This window comes from Cellulomonas sp. McL0617, from assembly GCF_049994875.1.
GTDB lineage: Bacteria > Actinomycetota > Actinomycetes > Actinomycetales > Cellulomonadaceae > Cellulomonas.
The window spans coordinates 3,503,437-3,520,074 of sequence record NZ_CP188256.1; the positions used below are offsets into that span (position 1 = coordinate 3,503,437).

At 71.7% G+C, this 16,638-nt stretch carries 13 protein-coding genes and 1 tRNA gene; 10 read left to right on the forward strand and 4 right to left on the reverse strand.

The features are described 5' to 3' along the window. Window positions 1-54: 54 nt before the first annotated feature. Window positions 55-552 carry a PQQ-binding-like beta-propeller repeat protein gene (locus tag ACPPVS_RS15900; RefSeq protein ID WP_426593205.1) on the forward strand — a complete coding sequence of 166 codons (498 nt, stop codon included), beginning with the start codon at window positions 55-57 and terminating at the stop codon, window positions 550-552. 33 nt (window positions 553-585) lie between these two features. Here ACPPVS_RS15900 and ACPPVS_RS15905 read toward each other — a convergent pair whose 3' ends face one another. Beyond that, window positions 586-1,617, reverse strand: coding sequence for a hypothetical protein (locus ACPPVS_RS15905; RefSeq protein WP_426593206.1), 1,032 nt, complete (start codon window positions 1,615-1,617; stop codon window positions 586-588). A 425-nt stretch (window positions 1,618-2,042) separates the two neighbouring features. On the opposite strand from ACPPVS_RS15905, the gene ACPPVS_RS15910 reads away from it, so the two are divergent. From ACPPVS_RS15910 to ACPPVS_RS15945, 8 genes are all read left to right on the forward strand, one after another. Next, complete coding sequence (locus ACPPVS_RS15910; RefSeq protein WP_426593207.1) at window positions 2,043-2,681, forward strand: VOC family protein; 639 nt, start codon at window positions 2,043-2,045, stop codon at window positions 2,679-2,681. Next, window positions 2,678-4,015, forward strand: a complete 1,338-nt coding sequence (locus ACPPVS_RS15915; protein ID WP_426593208.1) for a dihydrolipoyl dehydrogenase family protein — start codon at window positions 2,678-2,680, stop codon at window positions 4,013-4,015. Before ACPPVS_RS15910 ends, ACPPVS_RS15915 begins: the two co-directional genes overlap by 4 nt. Beyond that, window positions 4,015-4,734 carry an SDR family oxidoreductase gene (locus ACPPVS_RS15920; RefSeq protein ID WP_426593209.1) on the forward strand — a complete coding sequence of 240 codons (720 nt, stop codon included), beginning with the start codon at window positions 4,015-4,017 and terminating at the stop codon, window positions 4,732-4,734. Before ACPPVS_RS15915 ends, ACPPVS_RS15920 begins: the two co-directional genes overlap by 1 nt. 34 nt (window positions 4,735-4,768) lie before the next feature. Further along, window positions 4,769-5,377 carry a redoxin domain-containing protein gene (locus ACPPVS_RS15925; protein ID WP_426593210.1) on the forward strand — a complete coding sequence of 203 codons (609 nt, stop codon included), beginning with the start codon at window positions 4,769-4,771 and terminating at the stop codon, window positions 5,375-5,377. Window positions 5,378-5,382: 5 nt separating this feature from the next. Further along, a complete protein-coding gene (locus ACPPVS_RS15930) occupies window positions 5,383-7,122 on the forward strand; it encodes an MOSC domain-containing protein (RefSeq protein WP_426593211.1) in 1,740 nt (579 codons plus the stop codon). A gap of 52 nt (window positions 7,123-7,174) precedes the next feature. Then, complete coding sequence (locus tag ACPPVS_RS15935) at window positions 7,175-8,005, forward strand: nuclear transport factor 2 family protein (protein ID WP_426593212.1); 831 nt, start codon at window positions 7,175-7,177, stop codon at window positions 8,003-8,005. A gap of 224 nt (window positions 8,006-8,229) precedes the next feature. Beyond that, a complete protein-coding gene (locus ACPPVS_RS15940) occupies window positions 8,230-9,123 on the forward strand; it encodes a hypothetical protein (protein ID WP_426593213.1) in 894 nt (297 codons plus the stop codon). A gap of 701 nt (window positions 9,124-9,824) precedes the next feature. Continuing rightward, window positions 9,825-9,897: transfer RNA gene (locus ACPPVS_RS15945), tRNA-Lys, on the forward strand. Between the two features lie 23 nt (window positions 9,898-9,920). Here ACPPVS_RS15945 and ACPPVS_RS15950 read toward each other — a convergent pair. Next, window positions 9,921-11,873 carry a discoidin domain-containing protein gene (locus tag ACPPVS_RS15950; RefSeq protein WP_426593214.1) on the reverse strand — a complete coding sequence of 651 codons (1,953 nt, stop codon included), beginning with the start codon at window positions 11,871-11,873 and terminating at the stop codon, window positions 9,921-9,923. 215 nt (window positions 11,874-12,088) lie between these two features. On the opposite strand from ACPPVS_RS15950, the gene ACPPVS_RS15955 reads away from it, so the two are divergent. Continuing rightward, window positions 12,089-13,129 carry a LacI family DNA-binding transcriptional regulator gene (locus ACPPVS_RS15955; protein ID WP_426593215.1) on the forward strand — a complete coding sequence of 347 codons (1,041 nt, stop codon included), beginning with the start codon at window positions 12,089-12,091 and terminating at the stop codon, window positions 13,127-13,129. Window positions 13,130-13,146: 17 nt separating this feature from the next. Here the strand turns inward: ACPPVS_RS15955 and ACPPVS_RS15960 are convergent, their stop codons facing one another. Then, window positions 13,147-13,782: a cysteine hydrolase family protein gene (locus tag ACPPVS_RS15960; RefSeq protein ID WP_426593216.1), complete on the reverse strand. Its 636-nt coding sequence runs from the start codon at window positions 13,780-13,782 to the stop codon at window positions 13,147-13,149. A gap of 50 nt (window positions 13,783-13,832) precedes the next feature. Then, window positions 13,833-16,607: an FAD-binding and (Fe-S)-binding domain-containing protein gene (locus ACPPVS_RS15965; RefSeq protein ID WP_426596002.1), complete on the reverse strand. Its 2,775-nt coding sequence runs from the start codon at window positions 16,605-16,607 to the stop codon at window positions 13,833-13,835. Window positions 16,608-16,638 lie beyond the last annotated feature (31 nt).

A 16,638-nucleotide genomic window follows, 5' to 3' on the forward strand; every position in this document is an offset into this window, starting at 1 on the left:
GCGATGCCTGCCGCCTCGTGCTCGGGGACGAGCACCAGTGCCAGGTGCGGATCGATGAAGGACGCCAGAAAGACCGGCAAGAACCGCTTCCCGTTCACCGGCCAGCAGGTCTACGTCAGTGTCGATGACGGCAGCGTCCCTGATCTCGTCCTCGCCTATGACTCCACGGTCGAGCGATGGAGCCGCCATGACGGTCACCTGGCATGGTCGGCGGGGGTCGCCTCACCGACGTTGGCCGAGGCCATCCGGGGCCGCATCTACCTCACGACCGCCCTCGGCGTCGTCGGGCTCGACGGCGCGACCGGAACGCAACTGTGGGAGTCCACCGGGCTGGGAGTGCCTCAGGCACTGATGACCGACGGTCGCCACATCCTCGTCTCGTACGGAGGAACGGCCGAGTCCGGACCAGGCTTCCTGGTCGCGTACGACCCTCGCACCGGCCACGAGGACTTCCGCGTGGGCCTCCCCGACGGCATCGACCAGATCAGCCAGGACAACCACACGCTCCTCGGCCTGAGCAATGTGACCGGAGACAGCGTCGAGCTCGGCTGACGCCGCAGGCCGCTGCCGTTTGGCGCCCGGTGCTCACGCGTCGACGGGCTGTCCGTCCGTTGGCGGAAGCGGCTGTTCAACAGAAGCGGCGGGCGTGACCGCCGCTGTCTGCCCGGGCGAACCTGGCAGGAACTTGCGCCGACGGAGAGCGATGATGGTCCGCACGGCGATGCCGCCGATCAGGGCGCTCACTGCGGCCAGCACGAGGTACTCGCCTGCCTGGTAGCCCGCAGGACGTGTGTCGTTGAGCCAATGGATGCTGGCCGTGCCGACGGCGGCCCAGCTGAACGTGAACGCCCACGTACTCGGCATGAACGGCAGCCTCATGAAGACGGGCAGCAGCCGGACCTGAGCGATCACCATGAGAATCCCGTAGCCGGCCAGCAATGCGGTGATGGTGTCGATCCGGTCGCCGAACAAGGCGAAGTAGGCAAGCAACGCAACGGCCGGCGGGGCTACCTCGATGGCCAGCGTCGGCAGGAGCGGGCTGGGCAGGGCGGGCCGGAACAGCAGCCGAGCCAGGATGATCGAGCCCAGCACCAACCAGCAGATCACCCCGAGCCCGAGCATGACCTCGCCCAGGCGTTGCTGACCGACCTCCGCAGCCGCCGCTGCCGCGACCAGACCTCCGGCGACCGTGGGCAGGAAGTAGCCCGGGTGGAGCTTGTCGAGATCGAGCGTCGTATAGATCCACTGACCGGTGAACCAACCACCGGCGAGCACCGTCAGGACCACGAAGACGTCCACCAGGACGCGGCCGGCCGTCTGGGCGTGGGGGTAGACCCCTTCGGCGGCCAGCAGCATCGGCGTGATCAGCGCGAGCGAAGCGAACGGCCCGGCGACCGGGTCCCCCAGGTCCCGACCAAGCGCCAACCGGTTCGTCGACACGTACCGCACGTAGGACCCGAGAACGAGCAGCCAGCTCAGGGCCGCCAGGACGAGCAGCGCGTCGCCGACGGCCTCCGGCGCACGTCCGTATGCGGCGACAGTGACCCAGGCCCCGGCGAGCCCGGCCAGACCGAACGGAATGCCGAACGTGTTGAGCGGGATACGCGCAGCGGTCATGAGTTGCGTCCTTACGGCTCGGCACGTCAACGCCGAGCGTAGCCGTCGACGCCCCCTGGGAAGGGGAGGCGACCGAGGCACTCCCGACCGGCCTCTCGACGACGGCGGGACCGCCGAACTCCGCCGCCCGTCGGCGCCGGCGTCACCTACCACGGCGACTCCCACTACCCATCGGCGAGTCGGAGTTCGGACTCGGCGTTCCGTCGCGTCGGGCTTCGGTGGCATGCTCGTTCGCGTGCCTCGGGCGCCAGAGCTCATGCCCTGCCCGGCACTCGCGCGGTCCGTGCCGGGGCGCCGGTGCGAGTGTCTGTGGCCCGCGCCTGCGTCGACGTCGCGACCGGCCAGCTCCACCTCGGCCGAGGGGCCCCTCGTCCGCTGGTGATCGTGGAGAAGCGCTGCCCAACCCGGAGTCAAGGAGGAGCACGATGGCGAACAATGAGACCCCGACGCTCGACTTCAAGCTGGAGGTCGTCGTCCTGCCCGTGTCGGACGTCGACCGAGCCAAGGCTTTCTACACGTCGCTCGGCTGGCGCGAGGACGCGGACTTCACGGCTGCCGACGGCCTGAGGGTCGTCCAGGTCACGCCACCCGGCTCGGCCGCGTCGGTCATCTTCGGCAATGACCTCACGAGCGGTGTGCCGGGTTCGGTCGAGGACCTGCAGCTCACCGTGTTCGACGTCGACAAGGCACGCGCGGACCTGGTCGCGCGCGGCGTCGAGGTCAGCGCGGTCTTCCACGACGCCGGCGGAGTGTTCCACCACGGCGGCACGAAGGCTCGCGTCGACGGCCCCTCGCCCACCCGGGCCAGCTACGGGACGTTCGCCTCGTTCCGCGACCCCGACGGCAACGGCTGGATCCTGCAGGAGATCCAGGTGCGGCTGCCTGGGCGTGTCGTCCCGACGACCGAGTACCGCGACCCGCAGGACCTGGCCGAGGCGCTGCGGCGCGCGGCGGCGGCGCACGGCGAGCACGAGGCGCGCACGGGACAGGAGGACGCCGACTGGCCGACCTGGTACGCGGCCTACATGGTGGCGGAGCGGGCCGGCGAGGACCTCCCGTCGTGAGCGACTACGACGTCATCGTCGTGGGCGGCGGGTCGCCGGGCGAGCACTGCGCGGGGGCGCTCGCCGAAGGTGGGCTCCGCGTGGCCCTGGTCGAGCGCGAGCTCGTCGGCGGCGAGTGCTCCTACTGGGCCTGCATCCCGTCCAAGACGCTGCTCCGGCAGGGCGAGGCCGTGCACGCGGCCCGCGACGCGCTGGCGACCGCGGAGATGGACGTCGCGGCCGCGCTCGGCTGGCGGGACTTCATGGTCTCGGACTACTCGGACGCAGGTCAGGAGACGTGGTTGGCCGGCCAGCGGATCTCTCTGCTGCGCGGCTCGGGGCGGCTCGCCGGCACCGGCGTGGTCGAGGTCGACGGCACGGCGTACACGGCCGACCACGTCGTCCTTGCGACGGGCTCGGAGCCCGTCATCCCTCCCGTGCCCGGGCTGCGAGAGCTCGAGGGCATCTGGACCAACCGCGAGGCCACGTCGATGACGGCGGTCCCCCGGCACCTGCTCGTCCTGGGCGGTGGCGCCGTCGGCGTCGAGATGGCGCAGGCGGTGCGCAGCCTCGGCGGCGAGGTCAGCCTCGTCAGCGACCGCGTGCTCGGGCGGGAGCCTGCGCCGCTCGGCGACGCGCTCGCCGAGGCCCTGCGGCGCGACGGCATCGAGCTCCACCTCGGGGTGCCTGCGAGCTCGGCGCACCGTGACGGTGACGACTACGTCCTGACGCTCGAGGACGGTCGCGAGCTGCGCGGCGACCGCTTGCTCGTGGCCACCGGCCGGCGCCCCCGCACCCAGGGGATCGGGCTGGAGAGCGTCGGCATCGAACTCGATCCGCACGGGATCCCCGTCGACTCCTCGCTGCGCGCGGGCGACCGGCTGTGGGCGGTCGGCGACGTCACCGGCCTGCTCCTGTTCACGCACGTGGGCAAGTACCAGGCGGACGTCGTCGCCGCGAACATCCTGGGCGAGCCGCGCGTCGCCAGATACACCGCGGTCCCCCGGGTGGTCTACACCGATCCCCCCGCGGCGGCGGTCGGAGCGACCGAGGCGCCCTTCAGCGCGACGGCCATGATCTCCGAGGTCGCGCGCACCGCGACGTACACGCGTGCCTATGCCGAGTCCAACGGCTTCCTCACGCTGCTCTCGGACGGCGGGCGGCTCACCGGCGCGTACGCGCTGGGGCCGGAGGCCGGCGAGTGGCTGCAGCAGGCCACGCTGGCCATCCGGGCGGAGGTCCCGCTCGACGTGCTGCGCGACACCATCCAGCCGTTCCCGTCGTTCTCGGAGATCTACGGCGCGGCCCTCAAGAACTTGTTCGGCGTGATCGCGGGGCACAGGGGGCCGGGCTGATGGCCGCGCTCACGGGTCAGACCGTCGTCGTCATCGGCGGGAGCGCGGGCATCGGGCTCGAGGTCGCACGGCTGGCGCGGTCCGAAGGTGCCGACGTCGTGCTCACCGCTCGCGACGCCACTCACCTCGCGGTCGCCGCGGCCGAGGTCGGCGCGAGGACCTCGGTCGCGTTCGACGCGACCGACTTCACAGCCCTCGAGGAGTTCTTCCGGGACCTGCAGACCCCGGTCGACCACGTCATGGTCACGGCAGGGCGGCCGTACTACGCGCCGCTCGCCCAGATCGACTTCGAGCAGGCGCGACGCAGCCTCGAGGCGCACCTGCTCCTGCCGTTCCACCTCGCGCGGTGCGCGGGACCGTCGATGCGTGCAGGCGGTTCGTTGCTGCTCATGGGCGGGACAGGCGCCCGCCGTCCGGGGGTGGGCCTCGGGATCATCGGCATCGGCACGACGGCGCTCCCGGGCGTCGTCGCCAACCTGGCGCTCGAGATCGCCCCGGTCCGGGTCAACCTCATCGCGGCCGGGTTCGTCGACACTCCCCTGTCGGCGTCCTTGCTGGGCGACGGGCTCGACGAGCGGCGCGACGAGCTCCGTTCGACGCTGCCGATCGGTCGGGTCGTGAGCCCGGTCGACGTCGCCCGGCTGGCGGTGCACCTGATGACGAACACCGCACTGACGGGCGCGACCTACGACATCGACGGCGGGCAGCAGCTCGTCTGAACGACAGCCGTCCCCCAGAGAGAGGTGTTCCCTCATGCGTTCCGACATGGTGCCAGGCGGCGTCCTGACTGACTACGAGCTGCCCGACCACACGGGCACAGTCCGTCGGCTGAGCGAGCTCCAGGGCGACGACCCGATGATCCTCACGCTCGCGCGCGGCCACTACTGCCCGAAGGAGCACCAGCAGCATCTCGACCTCGCCGCACTACAGCCGAAGCTCGCGGTGGCCTACACGAGGATCGTCACCATCGCGACGGACGAGCACCACACGCTCCAGGAGTTCCGCGCGTCGGTGGGTGCGCACTGGCCGTTCCTGTCGGACCCCGGTCGCATCGTCCAGCGGGACCTCGACATCCAGGAGTACACCGACCCCGAGCACGACCCGATGATCCCGCACACCCTCGTGCTCACACCCGGTCTCGTGATCCACAGCGTCTACAACGGCTACTGGTTCTGGGGACGCCCCTCGGTCGACGACCTCTGGCGCGACCTTCGCGCCGCCTCGAGCGAGGTCCGGCCGGACTGGGACCTGAGCGCACCGGGTCTGCGTGAGGCGTGGGACGCCGGCGACGTGTCGAGGTTCCACGGCTGGGAGCGGCTGTCGCCCGAGCAGGTGCGGCGCGCCCGCGGCCTGTCGGACTGACGACCATGGCGACGCTCGTCTCGGTCAACGTGGGTATGCCCCGGGACGTCCCCTGGAGTGGTCGGACGGTGCACACGGGCGTGTGGAAGAGCCCGGTGACCGGCCCGCAGATGGTCCGCCGCCTCAACATCGACGGTGACGGCCAGGGCGACCTCGCCGGTCACGGTGGTGAGCAGCGCGCGGTCCTCGTCTACCAGCTCGACTCGTACCGGCACTGGCAGGAGTTCTTCGGCAGCGACGAGCTGGAGCCCGGTGCGTTCGGCGAGAACTTCACCGTCGACGGGCTGGGCGACGACGAGGTCCTCGTCGGCGACCGGTACCGGATCGGCGAGGCGGAGTTCGAGGTCACGCAGCCGCGGGTCACATGCTTCCGCGTCGCGATGCGCATGGGGCAGCCGCAGCTCCCGTCGCTGCTCGTCGCTCATCACCGGCCCGGGTTCTACCTGCGTGTGATCACCGAGGGACAGGTCGCCGCCGGCGACCAGATCGCGCGCACGACACGGGTGCCCAACGCCCTGAGCGTGGCCGACATCGACGCGCTGCTCTACCTGCCCGGGCACGACGAGGGGCGGCTCCGAGCGGCCATCGACATCCCGGCACTGAGCCCGGGCTGGCGCGAGTCGTTCCGGGCCATGCTCGAGGGGGGCCCGCAGGTCGTCGGGACTGGCGGCGTCGCGGTCGCGGGCGCGCCGTCGTGGGTGGGCTTTCGCCGTCTCACCGTCACCAGCGTCGTCGTCGAGACATCCTCGGTGACCTCGTTCCTGCTCGCCGGGGACGACGATGCCCTGCCCGCGTTCGAGGCGGGCCAGTTCCTCACGCTGCGCGTGCTGGGCGCCGGTGACCCAGCCCCAGTCCGGACCTACTCGCTGTCAGGCGACCCGGGCGGCGGCCACTACCGGATCAGCGTGAAACGCGAGCCGCACGGTCTCGTGAGCGCGCACCTGCACGCCCACCTGCAACCCGGAGACGAGCTCGAGGTCGCCGCGCCGAGGGGTGGCTTCGTCCTCGACGAGGGCAGCGAGCCCGTGCTGCTCATCAGCGCAGGCATCGGGCTGACTCCCCTGCTCGCGATGCTGCACGACCTCACGAGCGCTCGCAGCACGCGGGAGGTGTGGTGGATCCACACCACCCACGACGCCGCGACCCACACCTTCTCCGACGAGGTCGCCGCCCTCGTCGCTGCGCTGCCGACCGCCCGCTCGCTCGTCTACTACACGACGCCAGAGGGACCTCCCGCCCCCGGCTCAGGGATCCGCACGGGTCGGCTGACGGCGGACGTCGTGGCCGGGCTGGGGCTTCCCGCCGACGCGAGCGCGTACGTCTGCGGTCCGGAGACGTTCATGGACGGCACGGTGGCCGCGCTCGCACGCGCCGGCCTCGACCCGGCCCGTGTCCGCACCGAGCGCTTCGGTTCACGGTCGGCGATCAACCCGGGCGTCGTCGGTGCGCAGGCGCCTCCGCCCCACCAAACTCCGGGCGTGCTCGGGACGGGACCCGCCGTCACCTTCGCCCGCTCCGGGCTCACCGCCAGATGGTCGGACCGCTACGGCTCGCTGCTCGAGCTCGCCGAGGCGTGCGACGTCCCCACGCAGTGGTCGTGCCGGACCGGCGTCTGCCACACCTGCGTGACCGGGCTGATGTCCGGGAAGGCGACCTACGGCACCCCTCCGCTCGAGCCGCCCGGGGACGACGAGCTCCTCATCTGCTCGTCGCGCCCGCTCACAGACCTGGTGATCGACCTCTGACCGCGTCCGCCGGGACTGTCGCGCACTACCCCGTAGGGTGCATCGTGGCGCCATGCCGTGGTTCCCGGACTTCGCCTCCGCCGCCGAGCTTGCCCGCAGGCAGGTGCGCGAGGAGGGTCACGCCGACCCGGTCGCGCAGTACCTCGCGGCGCTGAGCTCCGGCAGCTCGCACGATCTCGACGTCGTGTGGCCGGGGGACGTCCAGGTCTACGACCCCCGCGCCGGCCTGGTCCGAGGTCACCACCAGCTCCGCGACTTCGTGCGACGCAACACCGCGTGGCTGGCGAGCCAGCACGCCCGGGTCGAGACCGTGGCCTCCACGACCGTCGGGCGACGGGCCGCGGTCGAGATCCTCGCGCACCTCGAGAGCGACGGGCAGGCGACCGTCTGGCCCGTCGCGGTCGTCGCCGAGTCCCCCGACGACCGGTCGGTCATCTTCCGCACCTACTGCAGCCAGTGGCCGGTCGACGGGCGACGCCACCCCCGGCCATCCCTCCTGGAGCCGATGCGCGAGGCCCTCTCCGGCGTGGTCGGCCGCTTCCAGACCGCGCTGCGTGACGGCGATGTCCCCGCCGTCACGGGTGCCTTCGCCGAGGACGGCTACCTCCGAGAGTCGTTCGGCCCGCACGACGCTCATCGCGGCGCCGCGGAGCTGGGGACCTACTTCACCACGTGCTTCAGCGCCGGCGGCGGCATCGAGCTCCAGCACTGCACCGTGACCGACGACGGCACGCGTTGCGCGGTCGAGTACAACTGCGTCCGCTGGGGCAGCGAGACGATCTCACCGCAGGCAGGAGTCGCCGTCTTCGAGCGTCGGGCGGACGACCTGCTCGCGGCCGTGCGCCTCTACGACGACGTCGAACCGCCCGCAGCGCTCCGATGACCCGAGGTTCAGCCGGGTCTGGCCTCGGAGGATTCGGACACTCCCAATGGAAGTCCCCATCCATCGGGCCTCTTGTGGATGGGGACAACAACTCGGTCCAGGAATCTTGCCCCTGACCTGCAAGATGACTCACTGCCCGAGCGGAACGCGCTCCGCTTGCGAAGCGAATGGCTCACGTGCGCGATTTCGGGCACCGCCGCCGGGCTCCTCGGTACCGTCACGCCATGAGGGGGCGCAACATGCAAGCCGTCGAGCTGGCCGACGGCGAACCCACGCACGCGTCCGAGGACGGCGGCGCGGACCCGAGCACGAGCGCCACCAGGTCGACGAAGAAGCTGCGCTGGGCGCTCGCCGGTGGCGCCGCGCTGCTCGTCGCGACGCTCGCGGCAACCCAGAGCATCATCAGCTGGCGCCATGACGCAGCAAGCGCACAGCTGGCCGCCGTCACAGGAGTAGTACCCGAGCTCGACGGGCACCTCGACGCCGGCAAGAGCTACTCCGCGATGGAGATCAGCGTCCTGTTCGGGTCGCCGGGCGATGGCCGGCTGGTCCGCGGCCGTGATGGGTCACTGACGTACCAGTGGGGTCCCGCCGACCACCCGACGTGGACCACGCAGGTGCTGGGCCCTGTTCCCGCACTGGCCGGAGCGCTGTCCGTCGGCCGCCTCCGGGATGGCCGAGCTCGCGATGCTCGCACTTCCGACCAGCCAACACCGACGACCAAGGAGTTCGCCATGACCGCACTCACCGGGATCTCCGGCGCGACGAAGAAGTACATCAACCCGGTCTTGCGGCCGCTCGCCGCATGGATGCCTCCGCTCGCGGTTCTGCGCCACGTAGGGCGTCGCAGCGGCAAGCAGTTCGAGACTCCGGTGCAGGCGTACCGCACGTCGAAGGGATTCGTCGTGGGCCTCGCGTACGACGAGAACGCGAGCTGGGCGCTCAACATGCTCGCCGCCGACGGGGGCGAGATGCGCCGGATGGGTCGGCGCTACACGCTGACCACTCCTGTGCGGCGCGACGCGGACGTCCTCGCCGAGCTGCCTGCGCCCGTGCGCGCGATGATGCGGCGCCTGGACATCACGAACTTCATGGAGTTCACCGCCACGCGCGCCTGACACCGCTTCGCACGCAACGTCGAGGCCGAGCTCACCTGAAGTGGTGCAGGAACGCCTCGACGTGCTCCTTCTTGTCGAGGAGGCTGAGCATGTGGTGTGAGCGTTCGTTGGCAAGGTACGGGCCCGACGAGAACCAGCCGCCGTCGACGACGATGTCGGTCCCCGTGATGTACGACGACTCATCGCTCGCCGAACGTTGGACGCATTGACCCTCGCACCATCTTGTCGGTCGTGGGGGCGGACACGTCCCTCGCGGTCGCGTTCAACCTTCGGCGCTGGAGGGCGCTCGGCGCCCCTCGTCCGCGAGACCGTAGCGCGCCGTCGACGTCCGGCCGGCCTGGAGGTGGAACCGCATTGGAGCCCCGCTGCCTCAGTGATCCCATGCCGCCACGTCGTCACTGTGGGCACCAGGAGGCAGCCACACCCAACCGTCACCCGCTCCGGTCATCAACCCGCCGAGTAGAGCCCGACCGTCCGGCCGGAGCCGATTGCACTCTCGCCGGCCGCTGCACCGTGCCCGTAGTCGAAGCGGGCCCGCTTCGACTACAACTGAACACAGATCGAGCCTCCTGCCTCACCGCGGGTCGCAACCGTCAAGCCGCTCTGCGCAGTGCCTGGCGCCGACTACGATCGGCATCCGGGAGCTGCGAACCACACGGGCGTTGTCCGGAGGGTTCCACGGATTAAAACGCTGATCCCCCGGGCCTCTAGCTCAATTGGCAGAGCAGCGGACTTTTAATCCGCGGGTTGTGGGTTCGATCCCCACGGGGCCCACCCACCCAAGTGCAGCCGGCACGTCAGCGGTACAGCCGCAGGTCGGCGATCGACCACCAGTTGCCGGCGGTCGCGGTCGAGCTGACCTTCACGTAGCGGGCGAGCGTGACACCGACGTCGGCGGTGGTCAGCTGGCCGGTGCCGCTTCCGGACGCGGCGGTCCGCCAGTGCGTCCCGTCGAGACTGACGTCGACCTGCCAGCCGCGGGCGTAGTCGCCCGTGCTGTCGCCGGAGTCGATGGCGACCTGGCGGAACAGCTTCGGGCGGCCGAGGTCGACCTGCAGGTACTGGCCGGGCGCCTGGCCCGTGCCCGACGACCACCGGGTCGAGGCGTCGCTCGTCGGGTCACCGTCGACGGCGAGGCCGGCGTCGGTGGGGTTCGACGAGGCGGTCGCGGTCGCTCCGGACAGGTCGAGCTCGGTGGTGCGGTCCCGCAGGACGCGCGACGCGGGCCAGGTGAACGTCGCGAGCGAGCCGCCCGGGAGGGTGTACTCGAAGGACTGGCCGCCCAGGGCGACCGCGAAGCTGCGCGGGTCGTCGTTCTCGTTGTGCACGACGAGGGCGGTGGAGCCGTCGGGGTTGCGGAACGCGACATCCATGATCTGGCCGTTCCAGCCGGTGGTGCCGAACGAGGTCGACGCGATGCGCTGCGCCCCCGGCTTCACGAACTTCGAGAGGTGCCCGATCGTGTAGTACTCGGCGTCGGTGCGCGTGGTGCCGTCGGCCAGGACGGTCAGCAGACCCGTGCAGGTGCTGCACCCGCCCAGGTGCGGGCCGCCGTCCTCGTTCAGGGCGATGTTCCAGTTCGTCGTGGTCTTCGCCCAGTTGCGGGTGGTGCCGATCGTGATCGTCCGGGCGTGCCACGTGAGCGTGCCGCGGAAGGTCTGCTCCGGGGTGTCCGTCGCGCCGTGCGAGCCCGAGCACTCGGTGAACCAGATGCCCTTGGTCGGGTACGCGTCGTGCAGGGCGGTCTGCGCGCTCGGGTCGCCGTAGTAGCAGTGGTAGGCGGTGCCGGCCACCCACTTCGCGGCCGGGCTGGCGAGCACCTGGTACGGGTAGTCGGTCGCCGGGTCCTCACCCGGGGGCGTCTTCGCCACGTCGTTCGGGTGCGTCTGCCAGTTGTGGTCGTAGGCGAGGATCTTCGTGCGCGGGCTGGCCTTCTTGAGCATCGGTCCGAGCGCCTCGATGACCTTGACCTCCTGCGCGACGGGCATGTCCGTGCCCGGGTAGGCGTCGGGCGTCCGGTTCTGCGGCTCGTTCTGGACCGACAGGAAGTCGATCGGCACGCCGGCTCTGGCGTACGCCTGGACGAACGCGACGAGGTAGCGGGCGTAGGCGTCGTAGATCGCCGGGTCGTCCTTGAGGCGGCCGCCGACGAGCGAGTCGCCGGTCTTCATCCACGCGGGCGGGCTCCACGGGGTCGCCATCACCGAGAGCTGCGGGTTGAGCCGCTTGGCCTGGCGCAGCAGCGGGAGGATCTGCGCCTCGTCGTGCGCGACCGAGAAGTGCGCGAGCGGCAGGTCGGTCTGGCCCGCGGGCATGTCGTCGTAGGTCCAGTGCTCGGCCGCCGCGGTGAAGTCCGACGATCCGACCGGCTGCCGCAGGAAGCTGACGCCGATGCCCTGACGAGGGTCGAACAACGACGTCATCGCCTTGTCCCGCTCGGCCGGGGACAGCGCCGAGAGCACCGACGCGGAGGAGTCCGTGATGGAGGCCCCGAAGCCGTCCATCGTCTGGAAGGTCTGGTCCGGGTCGACGACGATCGTCGCGAGGTCCGACGATCCGGCGGCGAACGCGACGGGGGCACGCTGGTGCAGGAGCTCGGCGCGGTCGGGGGTGGTGACCCAGACCTGTGCCTGGACGGTGGGATCGCCGTGGCCGGGCCGCCCGCCGGTCGCCTGGGCCGCCGCCGCGGGGATCAGCAGTGCACCGGAGGCGGCCGTGGCCACCGCGATGCGCAGGAGGTTCCGTCTCATCGTGCACTCCTCGTCGAGTCGCACCCGAGGCCTCGTCGCCCCGGGCGGGATGCTGCGTCACCGGCCGGGACACCTCGTTGAGACCGACCGATGGAACAGATGTAACGCACCTCCGACGGTGCGAAACACGCAACGCGGTACAGTCCGCGCGTACCGGACAGCACAGGACGTCGAGCGCGCGCTGTCAACCGGAGCGCTGAAACGGAGCATGAAACATGACCAAGGAGCCGGGCCCGCGCTCGACGGTCCGGGACGTCGCGGCGTCGACCGGGGTGTCCATCGCCACGGTGTCTCGGGTGCTCAACGGCCACCCCAACGTCGCCGCCGGGACCCGCGACCTGGTGCTGCGCGCGGTGGGCGAGCTGGGCCCGCGTGCGCCGCTCGCCCGCGCGGTGCCGACCGAGCGCTCCGGGCCCGTGTTCGTGCGGTGCCCGTACGTCCTGACCGACTACTTCGGGCTCGTCGTGTCCGCGGTCGCCGAGACGCTCGAGCTGCACGGGCGCGCCGTCCTGCTCGACGCGGGCGAGGTCGCACAGGCCACGCACCCGCTGCTCGGCCTGGCCGGCCGGCCCGACGTCGCGGGCGCGGTCCTCGTCCTGCCGCCCGAACGCCCCGCCGAGCTGGCCGCGCTGCGCCGTACCGGGTTCCCGTTCGTCGTCGTCGACCCGCGCACCCCGCCCCCGCCGGACGTCGCCGCCGTCTCGGCCGCGCACGGAGCCGGTGCTCGGCGGGTCACGGCCCACCTGCTCGAGCTGGGTCACCGCCGGATCGGGGTGATCGGGGGCCCGCGCGAGTGGTCCGCCGCGGTCGAGCGGCAGGCCGGCCACGCGGCCGCGATGGTGCACGCGGGCCTCATGCCCCCGCCCGAGCTGCACCGTTCCATCGAGCCGACCACCGACGCCGGCCACCGGGCCGCGGCCGAGCTGCTCGACCTGCCCGAGCGGCCCACGGCGCTGGTCTGCTTCAACGACAAGGTGGCAATCGGTGCTCTGCACGCCGCCGCCGAGCGCGGTCTGGCGGTCCCCGACGACCTGTCCGTGACCGGGTTCGACGACTCCGACGTGGCCCGCGCGTCGGTGCCGCAGCTGACGACTGCCCGGCAGCCGCTCGCCGAGATGGGCCGGATCGCGGTCGGCCTGCTCGTGCGCCTGATGGCTCGCCACAAGGTCGACGCGCTGCACGTCGAGCTCGCGACGGAGCTGGTGGTCCGCGGGTCGACGGGACCCGCCCCGAGGAGCGGCGGCCCGGTGGCGTGACCGGACCGCCGGCGCGCTCAGTACCCGCGCGAGGAGTCGGCAGTGACGGGCGCGCCGCGCAGGGTGGCGACGTACTCGTCGGTCGTCATCGGCTTGGAGAACATCGGGTAGTCGTAGGTGATCGCGTTGTCGTGCTCGGCCTGCGAGGTCGCGCCGACGGCGTCGGTCAGGGTGATGACCTCGAAGCCCTTCTCGTACGCCGAGCGCATGGTGGACTCGACGCAGCAGTTGGTCAGGAAGCCCGCCAGCACGACGGTGGTGATGCCCTTGGACCGCAGGATAAAGTCGAGGTTCGTCGACCCGAACGCGTCCAGACCGCGCTTGCCCTCGACGACGATGTCGCCGTCAGCCGGTGCGACGTCCGCGACGAAGTCCGCGCCCCACGAGCCCTTGACGAACGCGTTGGAGTCCACGACGCCCTTGAGGATCCCGTACAGGTGCGCGGTGATCTCTCCGTAGCCGGCCTGGAACGCGATCGGGCTGTGGATCACGGTGGCGCCGGCGGCACGGGTGGCCTCGAGCGCGGTCGCGGCGTGGGCGAGCATGTCGGTGCTCGCCATCACGGCCTCGACGGCGCCGTGCAGCACCCCGCCCTCGGTGGTGAAGTCGTTCTGGAACTCGATCAGGACGAGTGCCGTGGTGTCCGGGTTCATCTCTGCTCCTTTGCTGGACATGCGATAACGGACGGAACGGATGGTGCAGATCAGGGGAGGGCCTGCTCGGCCAGCAGCTCGACGACGTGCCGGTAGGTGGCGCCCGTGGCTCGCGTCATGCCCAGCTCGCAGGTGCGGTTGCAGCTAGCGTGCGCTTGCGCGTCGAGGCTGACAACCTCGGCGGCCTCGCGCCGGGTGGCCGACGCGGTGAGCTCCGGGTGGAGCATCCCGCGGTCGCCGGCGAACGCGCAGCAGCCCCAGTCGAGGGGCACCGTGACGCTCTGCGCGACCGCCGAGGCGACGGTCATCAGTGCGGGGTCCAGGCCGAGCTGGGTGGACGAGCAGGTCGGGTGCACCGTCAGCGTGGACAGCCGCTCGTACGGTCCGAGCACGGGCAGGACGCGGTCGGCGACGAAGGCCACGACGTCGATGACCTCGAGCTCGTCGCCGAGCAGGTGCCGGAAGCCCTCGGTGCACGACGAGGCGTCGCAGACGATCGGCAGCGTCCCGCCGTCGGTGGCCTCGCGGACCACCGGCAGCACGCGTGCGCGCATGGCCTCGTGGCCCGCGGCGACGCCCTTGGACGACCAGGGCGTGCCGCAGCAGAGGGCGTCGATCCCGTCGGGAACCAGCACCGTGAGACCGGCCGCGGCGCACAGGTCCTCGAACGCCACCTGGACCCCGCGGCCCTGCGCCGGGCCGAACATGACGTTCACGCACGAGGGCAGGTACACCGCGTCGGGCGACGACGAGGGTCGGGGCCGGCGCCGGGGCGCGCCGCCGCGCGGAAGGTCGGGGGTCCATCCCGGGACGGTGTCAGCGCCGAGCACGGCGCGGCCGAGAGAGGTGACCGCCGGCACCAGTGGGCCTGGCAGGGCGTCGGAAAGCGACAGTGCCGACGAGGCGAGCGACGTGGTGGTCCCCCAGTGCTTGGCGGCGGCGGTCCACACCAGGGCCGTCGGCGCGGGCAGGTTCTCGCGGCGCAGCGTCTTGACCAGCAGACCCGTGTTGATGCCGACCGGGCACGCCGTGCCGCACATGCCGTCGACCGCGCAGGTGTCCACCCCGGGGTACTCGTACGCCCGCTCGAGCCGTTCGGCCGTCGCCGTGTCCCCGCTCAGCTCCGCGCTGCGGATGTCGCGCCGGAGCACGATGCGCTGGCGCGGGGTCAGCGTCAGGTCGCGCGACGGGCAGACGGGTTCGCAGTAGCCGCACTCGACGCAGCGGTCGACCTCCGCCTCGATCGGCGGCGCGAGCTTGATGTGCCGCAGGTGGGCGTCCGGGTCGTCGGAGAGCAGGACGCCCGGGTTGAGCAGCCCGCGCGGGTCGAACAGCCGCTTGATCTCGCGCATCACGTCGTAGAGCTCGTCGCCGTACTGCCGACGGACGAACGGCGCCATGATCCGGCCCGTGCCGTGCTCCGCCTTGAGCGATCCCCCGTTGTCCAGCACGAGCGAGACCAGGTCCTGCGTGAAGCCGGCGTACCGGGCCAGCTGCTCGCTCGTCTCGAACCGGTCGGTGAGCATGAAGTGGAGGTTGCCGTCCTTGGCGTGCCCGAAGATGACGGCGTCCTCGTACGCGTACCGGGCGAACAGCGTCGTCAGCGACGCGCACGTGTCCGCGAGCCGCTCGACCGGGACGACGACGTCCTCGAGCAGGGCGGTCGTGCCGCTGCGGCGCGCGCCGGCCACCGACGTGTAGAGGCCCTTGCGCAGCTTCCAGAGCGCGGCGCGGGCGACGGGGTCACTGGTCAGGTCGGCGTCGCCCAGCCTCGGAGCAGCCGAACCGACCAGGTCCGCGAGCTCGGCGGCCGTCGTCGCCTGGTACTCCACCAGCAGCGCGGCCTGCCGGTCCACGGTGAGCGCGGCGACCTCCCGCGGGCAGTCGGGCAGGCCCTGCCCCACCCGCAACGAGGTGGCGTCCATGAGCTCGAGGGTCGCGGCACCGGTGGCCACCAGGCCCGGCAGCGCGCGGCTGGCCGAGCCGAGATCGTCGAAGACGAGCAGCGCGGTGGCGGCGTGCGCGCGCAGGGGGACCGTGCGGAACGTCGCGGAGGCGACGAAGGCGAGCGTCCCCTCGCTGCCGACGACGAGGTGGGCGAGCATCTGCGGCACGGTGTCGAAGTCGAGCAGGGCGTTGATCCCGTAGCCCATGGTGTTCTTCATCGAGAACTGCCGCGTGATCGTGGCGACCGACGACGGGTTGTCGAGCACACGGCGGCGCAGCGCGTGCAACCCCGCGTAGAGGTCGGGCTCGAGCGTCCGCAGCAGCGAGTCGGCTTCGGGAGCACCCGTGTCGACCACGGTGCCGGACGGCAGGACCGCGACCAGCGACTCGAGGGTGCGGTAGCTGTTCTCGGCCGTGCCGCACGCCATGCCCGAGGAGTTGTTGGCCACCACCCCGCCGATCGTGCAGGCGACCTCGCTGGCGGGGTCGGGGCCGAGCTTGCGGCCGTGCCGGGCCAGCCGCGCGTTCAGGTGCCGGACCGTGACGCCCGGCTGCACTCGGACGCGAGCGCCGTCGTCGAGCACCTCGGTGCGCTGGAAGTGGCGACGCACGTCGACCAGCACGCCGTCGCCGCCCGCCTGCCCGGACAGGCTGGTCCCGCCCGACCGGAACGTCAGCGGCACCCCCGCCGCCGCGGTCTCGCGCAGCAGCCGGCCCACCTCGTCGGCGGTGCGCGGGGCGACGACCGCCCGCGGGACCAGCAGCACGTGGGAGGCGTCGTGCGCGAGGGCCCGCAGGCTGAGCTCGTCGGTGCGGACCTGCGCGGCGTCGGCGACGCATCCCGCCAGCAGGGCGGAGAGCGAGTCCGGCGTCGGCATCACCCTCAGATTGTCGGACAAGTAGACTCAA

Bases quoted from the DNA above. Each gene is read 5' to 3' on its own strand.
- ACPPVS_RS15900 (WP_426593205.1), top strand. From the start codon at position 55: ATGAAGGACGCCAGAAAGACCGGCAAGAACCGCTTCCCGTTCACCGGC.
- ACPPVS_RS15905 (WP_426593206.1), bottom strand. From the start codon at position 1,617: ATGACCGCTGCGCGTATCCCGCTCAACACGTTCGGCATTCCGTTCGGT.
- ACPPVS_RS15910 (WP_426593207.1), top strand. From the start codon at position 2,043: ATGGCGAACAATGAGACCCCGACGCTCGACTTCAAGCTGGAGGTCGTC.
- ACPPVS_RS15920 (WP_426593209.1), top strand. From the start codon at position 4,015: ATGGCCGCGCTCACGGGTCAGACCGTCGTCGTCATCGGCGGGAGCGCG.
- ACPPVS_RS15925 (WP_426593210.1), top strand. From the start codon at position 4,769: ATGCGTTCCGACATGGTGCCAGGCGGCGTCCTGACTGACTACGAGCTG.
- ACPPVS_RS15930 (WP_426593211.1), top strand. From the start codon at position 5,383: ATGGCGACGCTCGTCTCGGTCAACGTGGGTATGCCCCGGGACGTCCCC.
- ACPPVS_RS15935 (WP_426593212.1), top strand. From the start codon at position 7,175: ATGCCGTGGTTCCCGGACTTCGCCTCCGCCGCCGAGCTTGCCCGCAGG.
- ACPPVS_RS15940 (WP_426593213.1), top strand. From the start codon at position 8,230: ATGAGGGGGCGCAACATGCAAGCCGTCGAGCTGGCCGACGGCGAACCC.
- ACPPVS_RS15950 (WP_426593214.1), bottom strand. From the start codon at position 11,873: ATGAGACGGAACCTCCTGCGCATCGCGGTGGCCACGGCCGCCTCCGGT.
- ACPPVS_RS15955 (WP_426593215.1), top strand. From the start codon at position 12,089: ATGACCAAGGAGCCGGGCCCGCGCTCGACGGTCCGGGACGTCGCGGCG.
- ACPPVS_RS15960 (WP_426593216.1), bottom strand. From the start codon at position 13,782: ATGAACCCGGACACCACGGCACTCGTCCTGATCGAGTTCCAGAACGAC.
- ACPPVS_RS15965 (WP_426596002.1), bottom strand. From the start codon at position 16,607: ATGCCGACGCCGGACTCGCTCTCCGCCCTGCTGGCGGGATGCGTCGCC.